Source organism: Nonomuraea sp. NPDC050394, from assembly GCF_044459065.1.
In the GTDB taxonomy this organism is placed as follows: domain Bacteria; phylum Actinomycetota; class Actinomycetes; order Streptosporangiales; family Streptosporangiaceae; genus Nonomuraea.
Genome location: NZ_JBITIO010000015.1, coordinates 108,887 through 123,375, shown reverse-complemented (window position 1 = coordinate 123,375; position 14,489 = coordinate 108,887). Strand labels below are relative to the sequence as shown.

Genomic DNA, 14,489 nt, shown 5'->3' with positions numbered 1-14,489 from the left:
AGGAGGTTGGAGTCCCGCATGCGTCGTTACGAAGTAATGGTCATCCTGGACCCTTCGCTCGATGAGCGTACGGTGGCACCGTCCCTCGACCAGTTCCTCACCGTCGTCCGCAACGACGGCGGCACCGTGGAGAAGGTCGACGTCTGGGGCCGTCGCCGCCTGGCCTACGACATCGACAAGAAGTCGGAAGGCATCTACGCCGTCATCGACCTGTCCGCGGAGCCCGCGACGGTCAAGGAGCTCGACCGGCAGATGAACCTCAACGAGGGCATCATGCGCACCAAGGTTCTCCGCCCCGACGTGCACTAACCAAGCTTGTCTCCCGGCTTTTGTCGGGCGGCGGCCGTACTCTGAGCCGGTAACCCAAGAAGTTCAGGAAGGCTCCTAGCCATGGCAGCAGGCGACACCGTCATCACCATCGTCGGCAACCTTGTCGACGACCCGGAGCTGCGCTTCACCCCTACGGGTCAAGCCGTGGCTCGTTTCCGAGTCGCGTCCACTCCGCGGTTCATGGACCGCCAGACCAATGAGTGGAAGGACGGCGAAAGCCTCTTCCTGACCTGCAACGTGTGGCGTCAGGCGGCCGAGAACGCCGCCGAGTCGCTGCAGCGCGGCATGCGGGTCATCGTTCAGGGGCGGCTCAAGCAGCGGTCTTACGAGACCAAGGAAGGCGAGAAGCGCACGGTTTACGAGGTCGAGGTCGACGAGGTCGGCCCGTCCCTGCGCAACGCGACCGCCAAGGTCAACCGCACCTCCCGGCAGGGTGGTGGCGGTGGCGGCTTCGGCGGCGGTCCCGCCGACGACCCGTGGGCCTCCGCGTCCCCGGCCCCGTCCCAGGGCGGCGGTTTCGGTGGCGGCGGTGGCGGCGGCCAGCAGCAGCAGGGCGGCGGCGGCTTCGGCGGCGGCGGCAACGACTTCAGCGACGAACCGCCTTTCTAATCACCAGTCCACAAGCCCGAGTCCATTCCCGCATCACAGCGGGGCTCTGAAAGGAGCACCACGATGGCTAAGCCGGCACTGCGCAAGCCCAAGAAGAAGGTTTGCCTGTTCTGCCACGACAAGATCTCCTACGTCGACTACAAGGACACGGCTCTGCTGCGGAAGTTCATCTCCGACCGCGGCAAGATCCGTGCCCGCCGGGTGACGGGCAACTGCACCCAGCACCAGCGCGACGTGGCGACCGCGATCAAGAACGCGCGTGAGGTGGCTCTGCTGCCTTACACGAGCACCGCGCGCTAAGGGAGGTTTCGTCGATATGAAGCTCATCCTCACCAACGAGGTCTCCGGCCTCGGCGCCCCCGGCGACGTCGTCGAGGTCAAGGACGGCTACGGCCGTAACTACCTGATCCCGCGCGGCTTCGCGATCCGCTGGTCGCGTGGCGGCGAGAAGCAGATCGAGTCCATCAAGAAGGCTCGTGACGCCCGCGAGATCCGCGACCTCGGCACCGCCAAGGAGGTCGCCGGCCAGCTCGGCGCCCTCAGGGTCAAGCTGGCCACCCGCGCCGGCGACAGCGGCCGCCTGTTCGGCTCGGTCACCACGGGCGACGTCGCCGACGCGGTCAAGGCCGCCGGCGGCCCGATCCTCGACCGCCGCCGCATCGAGATCGTCAACCCGATCAAGAGCCTCGGCAGCCACAAGGTCAGCGTCAAGCTGCACCCGGAGGTCTCCGCCTCCATCGACGTGGAGGTCATCGCCGGCTGACGGCGCCTCTTTCGCGTTCCCCAAGGCCCTCTTCCGCTCGCGGTCGAGGGCCTTTGGCGTCCCTTATCCGCGCCGCCGTCTCTCTACAGCGCCTCTATCCGTTACGGCTCCGCCCTCCCCACGCCACCCGCCGACGCCGGCGGGCGCCGATCGTGGGGGTCGCTTCTCACGTCGGACGTGGTCCCCACCGCAACGGCCAACGTCGCCCACTCACCGCCGCATCCACCCGGCCACCCGGACGTCAGACCGTCAAGTAGCGACACCCGATGGCCCACGCCGTCGGGACCTCGGCCCCCCGAACCCGGCTGCCGGCGCCGGAGTGCCTCTGGCTTCTGCGGTCGTCCCGTGTGGCGTCTGTCCGGGAGCGGTGCGTTCGCAGGGGCGTGCTCTGGGCTGGGCTGGGGTGGTGTGGTTGTCGTGTCTTCGGTGGTGGGTTTCTGGGCCCTTGGTGAGGGGCGATCGGGGTGAGCTATTGCGGGTGGTTGGGTTACGGGGTGTAAGGGCTGGTCGTGGCTTATTTCCTAGCTGACCTTAGTAGAATGTGGAACGTTCTTCCCCGTGCTCCCTGGAGGCTCAGCCATGGTCCGTCCCTCGATGCTGTTCGCGCTCGGAGCGCTCGCGGCCGCAACAGTCGCGTGTGCCCCCGCAGACAACACCACGGGCGCCTCCGCTGCCCCCACGACCTCCACCGCCTGCACCAAGGACCAGCTCAAGCTCACCACCGCCGGCAAGCTGACCATCGGCACCGACAAGCCCGCCTACGACCCGTGGTTCAAGGACGACGATCCGGCCAACGGGCAGGGGTTCGAGAGCGCGGTGGCGTTCGCCGTAGCCGGTGAGCTGGGGTTTGACCGTGACGAGGTGCAGTGGAGCACGGTGAAGTTCGACTCGGCGTTCGCTCCGGGGCCGAAGAAGTTCGACTTCGACGTCAACCAGGTCTCCATCACGCCCGACCGCGCCAACGTCGTCGACTTCTCCAAGGGCTACTACACGGTCAAGCAGGCGATCGTGGCCGTCGAGGGCAGCAAGTACGCCGGGGCGAAGAGCCTGGCCGAGCTCAAGGACGCCAAGATCGGCGTCCAGATCGGCACCACCTCGCTGGACGCGGTGAAGGACGTCATCCAGCCCGCCGACGACCCCAGCATCTTCAACGAGCAGATCGACGCGGTCACCGCGCTGAAGAACAAGCAGGTCGACGCCCTGGTGGTGGACCTGCCGACCGCCTTCTACGTGACCGCCGCCCAGGTCGAGAAGTCCAAGATCGTCGGCCAGTTCAGTTCGACCGGAGGCGCGCCGGAGGAGTTCGGGCTGGTCATGCAGAAGGGCAGCGCGCTGAAGCCCTGCGTGGACAAGGCCGTCGAGACGCTGAAGTCCAAGGGTGAGCTGGCCAAGATCGAGCAGCAGTGGCTCGGCTCGGCCGCCGGGGCCCCGGAACTGAAGTGACCACCGCCTGGGTCAAGAGCGGTCGGCAGGTCGAGCGCGAGCGGGTCCGCAAGTCGCGGGCCCGCCGTTCGGCGTCCGTGGCCACCGCATCGACGATCATCTTCCTGCTGCTGATCGCGGGAGTGGTGGTCAACGCGCCGGGGTGGCCGCGGGTCCAGGAGACCTTCTTCAGCCCCGAGCACTTCCTCAGGGCGCTGCCGGACGTTTTCGAAGGCTTCCTGCTCAACGTGAAGATCTTCCTGATCGCCGAGCCGCTGATCCTGGTGATCGGTCTGCTGCTGGCGCTGGTGCGGGGATTGAAGGCCCCGGTCTTCCTTCCGCTGCGGGCGCTGGCGGTCTTCTACGTCGACTTCTTCCGCGGCATCCCCACGCTTCTGCTGATCTACATGGTCGGCTTCGGCTTTCCGGCGCTCAACCTGCAGGGGATTCCCTCCGACGCCCCGACGCTGGGCATCATCGCCCTGACCCTGTCCTACAGCGCGTACGTGGCCGAGGTGTTCCGGTCGGGCATCGAGTCCATCCATCCGAGCCAGGTGGCCTCGGCCAGGTCGCTGGGCCTGAGTCACGCGAAGACGATGCGGTTCGTGGTGATTCCGCAGGCCACCCGGCGGGTCATCCCGCCCCTGCTGAACGACTTCATCTCACTGCAGAAGGACACGTCGCTGGTCGCGACCATCGGCGCCATCGAGGCGCTGCGCGCCGCGCAGATCCACGCGGCCAAGACGTTCAACTACACCTCCTACCTGGTGGCGGCGCTGCTGTTCATCCTGCTGACCATCCCGATGGCCAGGTTCACCGACTACCTGGCCGCCCGATCACAGAGGCGGCGTGGGGCATGAGCGTGCTGACGATCGAGGGCGTCTGGAAGAACTTCGACGGCCACCACGTGCTGCGCGGCATCGACCTGGAGGTCCACTCCCACGAGGTGGTCTGCCTGATCGGGGCCTCGGGTTCCGGCAAGTCGACCCTGCTGCGCTGCGTCAACCTGCTGGAAACGGTCGACGACGGCGCCGTGTACCTGGAGGGGCGGGAGATCACCGATCCGCGGGTGGACGTCGACGACGTGCGTAAACGGATCGGGACGGTGTTCCAGGCGTACAACCTGTTCCCGCACATGAGCGTGCTCGACAACATCACGCTCGCACCCCGCCAGGTCCACGGGATCGGCAGGCGGGAGGCGGAGGAGCAGGCGCGGGGGCTGCTGGACAGGTTCGGGCTGGCGGACAAGGCCGAGGCCTATCCCGACCGGCTGTCCGGCGGGCAGCAGCAGCGTGTGGCGATCATCCGGGCGCTGGCCACGCAGCCTCGGCTGATGCTGCTGGACGAGGTGACGTCGGCGCTGGACCCGGCCCTGGTCCGTGAGGTGCTGGGGGTCATCAGGGAGCTCAAGGACACGGGCATGACGATGATCCTCACCACGCACGAGATGGGTTTCTGCCGCGACATCGCCGACACGGTCTGCTTCCTGGACGACGGCGTGCTGGTGGAGAAGGGCCCGCCGGAGAAGATCTTCACCGATCCCGAGCATCCGCGCACCCGTGAATTTCTCAGCACGGTGCTGGAGTCGGGGCGGTTCTGAGCCGGTCTAGCGTCTGTGACGGCCCCGGCCGACCTTGGCGTGGTTGGCCGCCAGGAGGCTGTGGCGCTTGCCGTACAGGAGATAGGCCACGAGGCCGAAGGCCATCCACAACGCGAACCACCCCCAGGTGAGCACCTGGAGGTTGATCATCAGCCAGATGGTCGCCACGATCGACAGGCCCGGCAGCCACGGCGAGAGCGGCACCGTGAAGCCGCGCTCGAGGTCGGGCAGGCGGCGGCGCATCACGATCACGCCCACCGCCACGAACAGATAGGCGAACAGCGCGCCCAGCACCACGAGTTCCTGGAGCGTGAACACCGGCACGAACTGGGTGAGCAGCATCGCGATCACGCCGATCACCCACGTCACCCGCGACGGGGTGTGGAAGCGGCGGCTGATCGTGGCCAGCCCGCGGGGGAGCAGGCCGTCGCGGGCCATGGAGAACATCACGCGCGTCTGCCCGACCAGCAGGACCAGGATGACCGTGGTCAGCCCGAGTACCGCGCCGATGTCGATGACGTGCACCATCCAGTCGACGCCCGCGATCTTGAACGCGCCGGAGAGGGGTGCGTCGACGTCGATCTGCGCGTACGGCACCATACCGATCATCACGATCGCGACACCGAGGTAGATGACGGTGGCGATCACCAGGCTCCTGATGACGCCTTTCGGTACGGCCCGCCGCGCGTTGACCGTCTCCTCCGCCGCCGTCGTCACCAGGTCGAAGCCGATGTAGGCGAAGGCGATCGCCGAGGCGGCGGCGAACACCCCGAACCAGCCGAACGTCTGGCTCTGCCCGAACACCACCTCCAGTACCGTGTCCGGCGGTGTGGGCGAGGGCTTGGCCTCGACGAAGAAGTCGCCGAAGTTCGCCACGTCGATGTGCATCGCGCCCACGACCAGCACCGCCGCGATGGCCAGCAGCTTGGCGCCGACGATCACCCACAAAGCCCGCAACCCGACGTGCGCGCCCAGCGAGACGATGCCGGTCAGCAGCGCCAGGATGAACAGGGCGAACCCGTTGGAGAACGCCTCCGGGTACGGCAGGCGGATCCCGAAGTCCGTCAGCAGCTGCGCCGCGTACAGGGACCACGCCTTGGCCACGACCGCCGAGGCGAGCTGCAGCTCCAGGATGAGCGCCCACCCGATGACCCACGCCCAGACCTCGCCGAAGATCACGTAGGCGAAGGTGTAGGCGGTGCCGGAGGTCGGCATCGTGGACGACAGCTCGGCGTAGCACAGGGCCGCGAGCAGGCAGGCGATGCCGGCGATCATGAAGGACAGCAGGACGCCCGGCCCGGCGGCGGTCGCCGCCTGCACGCCGGCGATGCTGAAGATGCCGGCACCGATCGTCGCGCCCAGGCCAAGGACCACGAGGTCGGCGGGGCGGTAAAGTTGCGCGAGGCGGTGCCGGGCACCGGTGCGTAACCCGGTGGCCTCGGACGGTGGTAAACGGCGCGTGATCGTGGACAAAGGCAACCCACTCAGCTCTGTGAACTCGCTCACAGTGCCTCACCGCTCACCCGACGACAAGCACGGGACGGTTACGCCCCGGTCACCAGCCAGGCAGTGCCCGAGGCCCGCCGTACGAGCGTGATCAGTCGTGCAACCATCCACACCCCTAGCGCGCACCAAAGTGCAACGATGCCCCATCCGGCGGCGAACAGCGCGGCCGGAAGGTAGGCGAGCGTCGTCCACACGCCCGCCCACGCCAGATACTTCTGGTCGCCCGCGCCGATGAGCACGCCGTCGAGGACGAACACGATCCCGCAGATCGGCTGGAAGAGCGCGACCGGCCACAACACGGCCAGCAACTCCGCGGTGACCTGCTGGTCGGCGGCGAACAGCCCCGGCACCCACGGCCTGGCCACCAGCACCAGTCCGCCCAGCACCACCCCCGACCACAGGCCCCAGCGCACCATCCGGGTGGTGGCCGCCCTGGCCGCGGCGACGTCCCCGGCGCCCAGCGCCCGTCCGGTGATCGCCTGCCCGGCGATGGCGATCGCGTCGAGGGCGAAGGCCAGCAGCGTCCAGACCTGGGTGGCGATGGCGTACGCGGCCAGTTCCGGCCGGCCCATGCGGGTGGCCACCACGGTCGCCACGACCAGCACCACGCGCAGGCAGACGGTCCGCACCAGGAGCGCGAAGCCGGCCGTGCCCGCCTGCCTGATCCCCGCCCAGTCGGGGCGCAGCGAGACGCCGCAGGCCCGCGCGCCCCTGACCACGATCACGAGGTAGACGGCGGCACCGGCCGTCTGCGCGGCGACCGTTCCCCAGGCCGAACCGGCGATGCCCCAGTGGAGCCCGAGGACGAACCAGGCGTTGAGCGCGGCGTTCAGCGCGAAGGAGCCGATCGCGACGACGAGCGGGGCGAGCGTGTTCTGCAGGCCACGCAGTACGCCGGTGCCGGCCAGCACCACGAGCATGCCCGGAGTGCCGAGCAGGCTGATGCGCAGATAGACGACGGCCTGCACGGCCTGATCCGGGGCCGCGCCGAACAGGCCGACCACGGCGGGCGCGAGCGGCCAGCCGACCAGGATCACGGCGAGGCCGATGCCGATCGCCAGCCACAGGCCGTCCACGCCGCTGCGCATGGCGCGCGCGTGTTGCCCGGCCCCGGTGAGGCGGGCGACGGAGGCGGTGGTGCCGTAGGCGAGGAAGACGCAGAGGTTCACCACGGTCGCGAGTACGGTGCCCGCGACGCCCAGCGCGCCGACCGCGGTGGTGCCCAGACCGTGGCCGACGATGGCGTAGTCGGCGAGCAGGAAGAGCGGTTCGGCGACCAGCGCGCCGAAGGCGGGCACGGCTAGTCGGAGAATCTCCCGATCCTGGGAGGTAATGGGCATTTGTCTAGTATGAGCCTTACACGGCGTGGCGCGGCAACTTTCTTTCCTCCACAGTCGGTGGACATTGTTTCCCCAGGTCAGGATGCTGTCTGGGAGTGCCGTCCAGAGTTATCCCCAGGGCTGTCCACAGTGCTCCCACACCCTGAGGCGCGTCGTACACAGCTTGACCACAGCCTTGTCCACAGGCCGCGTTGCCGTACCTCGCGGAACCCGCGAAACTGTCAGACCGGTCGGCTACAAGTGGGGGTGGTGCGACCGCCTGCTAGTTCGAGGGGGCGCGGTAAGCATGGACGACGAAGAGCCGGGCGGCGGTGGCGGCCCGAGTTTCGAACGTACCCCGCCCCACAACATCGAGGCGGAGCAGTCGGTCCTGGGCGGCATGCTGCTGTCCAAGGACGCCATCGCCGACGTCATCGAGATCCTGCGTTCCGACGACTTCTACCGGCCCGCCCACCAGATCATCCACGACGTCATCACCGACCTCTACGGCAGAGGCGAGCCGGCCGACGCCGTCACCGTCTTCGACGAGTTGCAGAAGCGCGGCGAGATGGCCAGGGTCGGCGGCGCCGCCTACCTCCACACGCTGACCGCGGTCGTCCCGACGGCCGCCAACGCGGGCTACTACGCGAAGATCGTCCGCGAACAGGCCATCCTGCGCCGCCTCATCGAGGCCGGCACCCGCATCGTCTCCTACGGCTACGGCGGCCAGAACGAAGAGGTCGACGACCTGGTCGACCGCGCCCAGGCCGAGATCTACAAGGTCACCGAGCGCCGCACCTCCGAGGACTACCGCCCTCTGTCGGAGATCATGCCCGGCGCCCTCGACGAACTGGAGGCCATCGGCAGCCGCGGCGGCCACATGGTCGGCGTACCCACCGGCTTCCAGGACCTCGACCAGCTCACCAACGGCCTCCACCCGGGCCAGATGATCGTCGTGGCCGCCCGCCCCGCCATGGGCAAGTCTACGCTCGGACTGGATTTCGCGCGGTCGGCGGCGATCAGGAACGGGATGACCACGGTCATCTTCTCGCTGGAAATGTCGCGCAACGAGATCACCATGCGTCTGCTCTCGGCCGAGGCACGGGTCGCGCTGCACGCGATGCGCTCCGGCATGATGAGCGACGACGACTGGACCCGGCTGGCCCGGCGGATGAGCGAGGTGGCCGAGGCGCCGCTGTTCATCGACGACTCGCCCAACATGTCCATGATGGAGATCCGGGCCAAGTGCCGGCGCCTCAAACAGCGCCACGACCTGCGCTTCGTCATCATCGACTACCTCCAGCTGATGAGCTCGCCGAAGAAGACGGAAAGCCGCCAGAACGAGGTCTCGGAGATCTCGCGAGGCATCAAGCTGCTGGCGAAGGAGCTTGAGGTCCCGGTCATCGCGATGTCGCAGCTCAACCGTGGCCCCGAACAGCGCACCGACAAACGCCCCCAGGTCAGTGACCTGCGCGAGTCCGGATCCATCGAGCAGGACGCGGACATGGTGATCCTCCTGCATCGTGAGGACGCCTACGAGAAGGAGTCGCCGCGTGCCGGAGAAGCCGACCTGATCGTGGGCAAGCACCGTAACGGCCCCACCGCCACGGTCACCGTGGCCTTCCAGGGCCACTACAGCCGCTTCGTCGACATGGCCCAGCACTGACGCGGAAAACCGGATGACGCGCCTGCCGCCGCGGAGTTAGCCTGCCTGGCGACCCCAGGAGGTGCCCATGCAGGTCAAGGACGTCATCCGGCCCCAGCGTCCCTTCTCCAGCCGAGGAGTCTCCTTTTGTATGCCCTGCCTGCCGAGCTCAGGCACGCCCTGACCGAAGAGCTCGAGTCCCACCGTGAGCACGACCTGGCCGCCTCGGCCGCCGAGCTCACGGCGCGCTACCACCGTCCCATCGACCGGCCCGCGCTGCGGTCGGCGACCGACGTGGCCGCCTACGCGGCGGTCCGCATGCCGGCGACCTTCGCCGCCGTCCGGTCCGCCCTGGCCCAGGCGGCGGCCGTGGCGCCGGGTTTCGGCCCGCGTACCCATCTGGATGTCGGGGGTGGCACCGGCGCGGCGGTCTGGGCGGCCGCCGACTGCTGGCCTGAGCTGGGCGAGGTGACCGTCCTTGAGCGCGACCGCGCGGCCGCGGGTCTCGGCCGGGCGCTGGCCGCCCGTTCCGCCCATCCCGCGGTACGGCAGGCCACCTGGCGCCAGGCCGATCTGGCCAAGGAAGCCAAGGAAGCCAAGGACGCCAAGGACGCCACCATGGAGCCGGCCGACCTGGTGACCGTGTCGTACGTGCTGGGGGAGTTGCCGGAGGCGGCCCGGCTGCCGCTGATCAGGCGGCTGGCCGGGCGGGCCGGGATGCTGGCCGTGGTCGAGCCGGGTTCGCCGGACGGGTTCGCGCGGGTGCTGGCCGTCCGTGATCTCCTGGTCGAGCTGGGCATGAACATCGCGGCTCCCTGTCCCCATGATCGGGCGTGCCCGCTCGCGCCCGGCGACTGGTGCCATTTCGCCGCCCGGCTGCCGCGCGAGAGCCTGCACCGGCGGCTCAAGGCGGGCTCGCTGGGCTTCGAGGACGAGAAGTTCTCCTATGTCGTGGCGACCCCGGCGCCGGTCACGCCGCCGGGAGCGCGGGTGCTGCGCCACCCGCGTACCCGCAAAGGGCTGGTGACGCTGACGTTGTGTGGCGACGGCATCACCAACCAGAACGTCTCCAAGCGCGACGGCGAGCTCTACCGCGCGGCCCGCGACACCGCGTGGGGCGAGGCGTGGCCGCCGGTGTGACCCAGTAGACACGCGGCGGCGGAATCGGGCTGATCTTCGCGGTGCTTTAGCAGATGACTACAGCGAAGGGAAGAAGCCATGACCATCTTGATCGCCTATGACGGTTCTGCCGACGCGAAGGCGGCCATCGAGTTCGCCGGCAAGCACCTCGCCCACGAGTCGACCGTCGTGATCACGGTGTGGGAGCCGCTGCTCGTGCAGCTGAAGCGGCACCCCATCGCCGGGCCCGCGCTGATTTCCGACCAGGGCGAGGAGTGGAAGGAACTGGCCGAGCAGCAGGCCAAGGAGGGTGCGGAGCTGGCCGTGAAGGCCGGTCTGAGCGACGTGACGGCGCGCGCGGTGGCCGACCGCGAGTCGATCTGGAAGACCGTCGTGGACGTGGCCGACGAGATCGACGCCTCGCTCATCGTGACCGGTTCGCGGGGTCTGGCCGGGGTGCGCTCGGTGTTGCTGGGCAGCGTGTCCAACCACGTGCTGCACCACGCGCACCGCCCGACGCTCATCGTGCCACCGGCCAAGAGCTAGCAGGCCGCGCAGTTGGAGGCCGGGGAGAGCCGGGTGTCGATGCGCCTGGCTCCCGGCCCTTCGTCGCCCAGGCGGTCGAAGGGGTTGGCCAGGACGCACCGGTCGAGCGACAGGCACCCGCAGCCGATGCAGTCGGTCAGGTCGTCGCGCAGCCGCTGGAGCTGCTCGATGCGGTCGTCGAGCTCGGTGCGCCACGCGGCGGAGAGCTTGGCCCAGTCCTCGCGGTTGGGCGTGCGCTCCTCGGGGAGCTGGGCGAGGGCGTCCTTGATGGTCTTGAGCGGGATGCCGATGCGCTGAGCCAGCCGGATGAAGGCGACCCTGCGCAGGGTGTCGCGCGAGTAGCGGCGCTGGTTGCCGGTGGTGCGGCGGCTGTCGATCAGGCCCTTGGCCTCGTAGAAGTGCAGCGCGGAGACCGCGACCCCGCTGCGCTCGGACAGCTGGCCGACGGTGAGCTCCTTTGAATTCCACGGCGCCTTGCTCATCTGCGCAGCCTATGTCACCTGTGTCGGGCGATCGAAGAGGGTCTCCAGCACGACGATGGTCTGGGTGCCGGTGACGCCGTCGATGTCGAAGATCTCGCGCAGCACCTCCTGGAGTTGCTCGGTGCCGGCCGTACGGACCTTGACCAGGACGGAGGCGGGACCGGCGATGATGTGGGCCTCCTCGACGCCGTCGATGGCCTTGAGCGGTTCGGTCGTGCCGCCCATCCACACGCTGCCGTCGACCAGGACGTAGGCGAGCACGCCCCGTCCGGTGGCGACCGGGTCCACGTCGATGGTGGTGCGCCGGATGACGCCGCGTTCGCGTAGTTTGCGGACCCGTTCGTGGGCGGCGCCGCTGGACAGCCCCACCGCCTTGCCGAGCGCGGCGTAGGAACGCGTGGCGTCCTCTTGGAGCTGGCCGATCAGCATCCTGTCAATGTTGTCCACAACAGGATGGTAGTCGGCCATAGCCTTCCATTGCCGTATGAGGTTTGCTTCTGCTATGACGACCGTGATTCCCACCGAGTTCGAGCCGTTCGACCCGCGCGCCGCCGAGATCCGCGGGGACCTGTGGACTGAGGTGCTCCACACCGGCACCCGCTGGGCCGAGGGCCCGGTCTACTTCCCTGCCGGACGCTTCCTGGTCTGGAGCGACATCCCCAACGACCGCCTGCTGCGCTGGGACGAGATGACCGGCCACGTCGGCCCCTTCCGCCAGCCGGCCGACTACGTCAACGGCAACACCCTCGACCGGGTCGGACGGCTGGTCTCCTGTGAGCAGGGCACCCGCAGGGTCACCCGTACCGAGGCAGACGGGCGCGTCACCGTGATCGCCGACCGGTGGAAGGGCAAGCGCCTCAACAGCCCCAACGACGTGGTCGTGCGCTCCGACGGCTCGGTGTGGTTCACCGACCCGCCGTACGGCATCATCAGCGACTACGAGGGTCACCGGGCCGAGCAGGAGATCGACGGCTGCCACGTCTACCGCGTGGACCCGGGCACAGCCGAGGTACGCGTCGTGGCCGGCGACTTCGAACGCCCCAACGGCCTGGCGTTCTCCACCGACGAGAAGCAGCTCTACGTCGCCGACACCCAGGCCAATCACATCCGCCTGTTCGACGTGCACGAGGACGGCCGCCTGACCGGCGGGAAGGTCTTCGCCGACACCGAGCACGGCAGCTTCGACGGCCTGCGCCTGGACGACACCGGCCGGGTCTGGGCGGCCTGCGGCAAGGCGGTCAACTGCTACGACCCCGACGGCACCCTGCTGGGCCGCCTGAAGTTCCCCGAGCAGGTGGCGAACCTGGTCTTCGGCGGCCCCAAGCGCAACCGCCTGTTCGTCACCGCCACCTCGTCCCTGTACTCGATCCTGTCCGGGGTACGCGGCGCCCGCCCGGTCTGGGGCTGAAGCCCGGACTACTCCCACCGGAACAGCCGTACGGCCAGCCCGCCGAACACCAGCAGCCCACCGGCCATGACGGCCAGGTGCGGCAACTGGGGCGCGTTGCCCGCCCAGGTGTCGCGCAGGGCCTGGGCGAACGGCCCGGCCACGGAGAAATCGCCGATCGTGCGCAGGACCGGGGACATGAGCTCGCGCGGGATCCACATGCCCGCGACGAACATCAGCGGGAACATGATCACCGATCCGACCGGCGCCGCCACCTTGCTGTTCTTCAGCATCGCCGCGACCACGAGGCCCATGGCCAGGAGCGCCGCCGTACCGAGGAGATAGACGAGGGCGAAGGCGACGGGGGCGCGCGGCGGCACGGTGCCGAGCACGAGACTGGCGCAGACGATGAGCGTCAGCGTGGACAGCACGGCGATCGAGAGGTTGATGACGAGCTGGGCGGCCAGGACGCGGGCCGGATGCACGGGCGTGGTCGACATCCTGCGCAGCACGCCGCGCTCGCGGTAGGCGGTCAGGGTCGAGGGCAGGACGGTGAAGGCCAGCGTGAGCAGTGCGAGCATGGTCATCATGGCCGGCATCTGGGTGTCGTTGAGCGACTGGCCGCTCAGCTCGGGCTTGCGCTCGGAGAAGCCCGGCATACTGCCCAGGACGAGCAGCAACGCCAGCGGCAGCGCGACGGTGAACGCGATGCCCGGCCATTCACGCAGCTGGAGCTTGGTCTCGACGGCGAGGATCTTCATCATGGGATGAGCTTCTTTCCGGTGATGGCGAGGAAGGCGTCGTCCAGGTTGGCCTGCTCGATGCGCAGGTCGGTGGGGACGATCTGGTGTTCCGCCAGCGCGAGCGTGACGGCGGGCGCGAGGTTGCCGGAGCCGCTGACGACGAGCCGGGCGCCGCTGCGCTCGACCGACCGCACCTCGGGCAGGGCGAGGAGGATCGACTCGTCCACGGGGGAGGAGGGCCGGAAGCTGACCTCCTGGTCACCGTCCACGGACGCCACCAGCCCGGCGGGGGTGTCGATCGCGGCCACCCTGCCCCCGTCGATGAGGGCCACGCGGTCGCAGAGCCGTTCGGCCTCCTCCATGAAGTGGGTGACCAGCAGGACCGTCACGCCGTCGGCGCGGATCCGCTCCACGAGCTCCCACACGTCGCGCCGCGCCTGCGGGTCGAGTCCGGTGGTCAGCTCGTCCAGTACGGCCACGCGCGGCCGCCCCACCAGGGCCAGCGCCACCGACAGCCGTTGCCGCTGGCCGCCGGAGAGCTTGGCGAACGTGGCGTTCCGCTTGGCGGTCAGGCCGACCAGGTCGAGCAGTTCCCGCCAGTCGGCGGGGTCGGGGTAGAAGGAGGCGTACAGGTCCATGGCCTCCCACACCTTGATGCGCTCGGGCAGCTGGGAGCTCTGCAACTGGGCGCCGAGGATGCGGCGCAGCCGGTCGCGGTCCCGGCCGGGATCGACGCCGGCCACGCTGATCTGGCCGCCGTCGCGGCGGCGCAGGCCGGAGACGCACTCGACGGTGGTGGTCTTGCCGGCTCCGTTGGGCCCGAGGATGCCGAAGATCTCGCCTTCCTCGACGGAGAACGAGACGTCCTCGACGGCCACATGGTCTTTGTAGCTCTTGCGGAGGTTGGTGACTTCGATCAGGTCCATGCCTCAGACGCTAGAAACACCCGTTCCGCGGCGGAATCGCGTTAGCTCCCAGGCAAGGGTGTACTTAGATGCAGTGTCTGATTCGCCGGGTT

Annotated in this window: 17 protein-coding genes; 11 read left to right on the top strand and 6 right to left on the bottom strand. The window is 68.9% G+C overall.

Annotated elements, in window-relative coordinates; translation table 11 throughout:
- Positions 1–18 precede the first annotated feature (18 nt).
- The 7 genes from rpsF to ACIBKY_RS42565 all read left to right on the top strand — a co-directional run bounded on the left by rpsF (position 19) and on the right by ACIBKY_RS42565 (position 4,724).
- Positions 19–309, top strand: a complete 291-nt coding sequence (gene rpsF, locus ACIBKY_RS42595; RefSeq protein ID WP_184959149.1) for a 30S ribosomal protein S6 — start codon at positions 19–21, stop codon at positions 307–309.
- An 81-nt stretch (positions 310–390) separates the two neighbouring features.
- A complete protein-coding gene (locus ACIBKY_RS42590; protein WP_397106231.1) occupies positions 391–939 on the top strand; it encodes a single-stranded DNA-binding protein in 549 nt (182 codons plus the stop codon).
- Positions 940–1,002: 63 nt separating this feature from the next.
- Positions 1,003–1,239: a 30S ribosomal protein S18 gene (gene rpsR / locus ACIBKY_RS42585; protein ID WP_020543048.1), complete on the top strand. Its 237-nt coding sequence runs from the start codon at positions 1,003–1,005 to the stop codon at positions 1,237–1,239.
- A 16-nt stretch (positions 1,240–1,255) separates the two neighbouring features.
- Entirely contained in the window at positions 1,256–1,702 is a 447-nt protein-coding gene (gene rplI, locus ACIBKY_RS42580; protein WP_397106229.1) for a 50S ribosomal protein L9, read from the top strand.
- Between the two features lie 579 nt (positions 1,703–2,281).
- Positions 2,282–3,145 (top strand): ABC transporter substrate-binding protein, encoded by an 864-nt coding sequence (locus tag ACIBKY_RS42575; RefSeq protein ID WP_397106227.1) that lies wholly within the window; start codon positions 2,282–2,284, stop codon positions 3,143–3,145.
- Entirely contained in the window at positions 3,142–3,984 is an 843-nt protein-coding gene (locus ACIBKY_RS42570) for an amino acid ABC transporter permease (protein WP_397106225.1), read from the top strand. Before ACIBKY_RS42575 ends, ACIBKY_RS42570 begins: the two co-directional genes overlap by 4 nt.
- Positions 3,981–4,724 (top strand): amino acid ABC transporter ATP-binding protein, encoded by a 744-nt coding sequence (locus ACIBKY_RS42565; RefSeq protein ID WP_397106223.1) that lies wholly within the window; start codon positions 3,981–3,983, stop codon positions 4,722–4,724. The genes ACIBKY_RS42570 and ACIBKY_RS42565 overlap by 4 nt, the downstream gene beginning before the upstream one ends.
- A 6-nt stretch (positions 4,725–4,730) precedes the next feature.
- On the opposite strand, the gene ACIBKY_RS42560 is transcribed toward ACIBKY_RS42565, so the two are convergent.
- Positions 4,731–6,230, bottom strand: a complete 1,500-nt coding sequence (locus tag ACIBKY_RS42560) for an APC family permease (protein ID WP_397106221.1) — start codon at positions 6,228–6,230, stop codon at positions 4,731–4,733.
- Between the two features lie 38 nt (positions 6,231–6,268).
- A complete protein-coding gene (locus ACIBKY_RS42555; RefSeq protein WP_397106219.1) occupies positions 6,269–7,570 on the bottom strand; it encodes an MATE family efflux transporter in 1,302 nt (433 codons plus the stop codon).
- Positions 7,571–7,856: 286 nt separating this feature from the next.
- On the opposite strand from ACIBKY_RS42555, the gene dnaB reads away from it, so the two are divergent.
- From dnaB to ACIBKY_RS42540, 3 genes are all read left to right on the top strand, one after another.
- Positions 7,857–9,215: a replicative DNA helicase gene (gene dnaB, locus ACIBKY_RS42550; RefSeq protein ID WP_379613086.1), complete on the top strand. Its 1,359-nt coding sequence runs from the start codon at positions 7,857–7,859 to the stop codon at positions 9,213–9,215.
- Positions 9,216–9,341: 126 nt separating this feature from the next.
- Positions 9,342–10,334 carry a small ribosomal subunit Rsm22 family protein gene (locus tag ACIBKY_RS42545; RefSeq protein WP_397106217.1) on the top strand — a complete coding sequence of 331 codons (993 nt, stop codon included), beginning with the start codon at positions 9,342–9,344 and terminating at the stop codon, positions 10,332–10,334.
- Positions 10,335–10,412: 78 nt separating this feature from the next.
- On the top strand, positions 10,413–10,859 hold the full coding sequence (locus tag ACIBKY_RS42540) for a universal stress protein (protein WP_397106215.1): 447 nt from the start codon (positions 10,413–10,415) through the stop codon (positions 10,857–10,859).
- Here ACIBKY_RS42540 and soxR read toward each other — a convergent pair.
- Together soxR and ACIBKY_RS42530 are read right to left on the bottom strand one after the other, a co-directional pair.
- The gene (gene soxR, locus ACIBKY_RS42535; protein WP_379613089.1) at positions 10,856–11,341 is read right to left on the bottom strand and encodes a redox-sensitive transcriptional activator SoxR; all 486 of its coding nucleotides are present in this window, start codon (positions 11,339–11,341) and stop codon (positions 10,856–10,858) included. The genes ACIBKY_RS42540 and soxR overlap by 4 nt on opposite strands.
- Positions 11,342–11,350: 9 nt before the next feature.
- On the bottom strand, positions 11,351–11,788 hold the full coding sequence (locus ACIBKY_RS42530; RefSeq protein WP_379613090.1) for an Lrp/AsnC family transcriptional regulator: 438 nt from the start codon (positions 11,786–11,788) through the stop codon (positions 11,351–11,353).
- 55 nt (positions 11,789–11,843) lie between these two features.
- Here ACIBKY_RS42530 and ACIBKY_RS42525 point away from each other — a divergent pair, with 55 nt between their 5' ends.
- Entirely contained in the window at positions 11,844–12,749 is a 906-nt protein-coding gene (locus tag ACIBKY_RS42525) for an SMP-30/gluconolactonase/LRE family protein (RefSeq protein ID WP_397106213.1), read from the top strand.
- Between the two features lie 8 nt (positions 12,750–12,757).
- Here ACIBKY_RS42525 and ACIBKY_RS42520 read toward each other — a convergent pair whose 3' ends face one another.
- Positions 12,758–13,492: an ABC transporter permease gene (locus tag ACIBKY_RS42520; protein WP_397106211.1), complete on the bottom strand. Its 735-nt coding sequence runs from the start codon at positions 13,490–13,492 to the stop codon at positions 12,758–12,760.
- The gene (locus ACIBKY_RS42515; protein ID WP_397106209.1) at positions 13,489–14,397 is read right to left on the bottom strand and encodes an ABC transporter ATP-binding protein; all 909 of its coding nucleotides are present in this window, start codon (positions 14,395–14,397) and stop codon (positions 13,489–13,491) included. Before ACIBKY_RS42515 ends, ACIBKY_RS42520 begins: the two co-directional genes overlap by 4 nt.
- Positions 14,398–14,489: the final 92 nt, after the last annotated feature.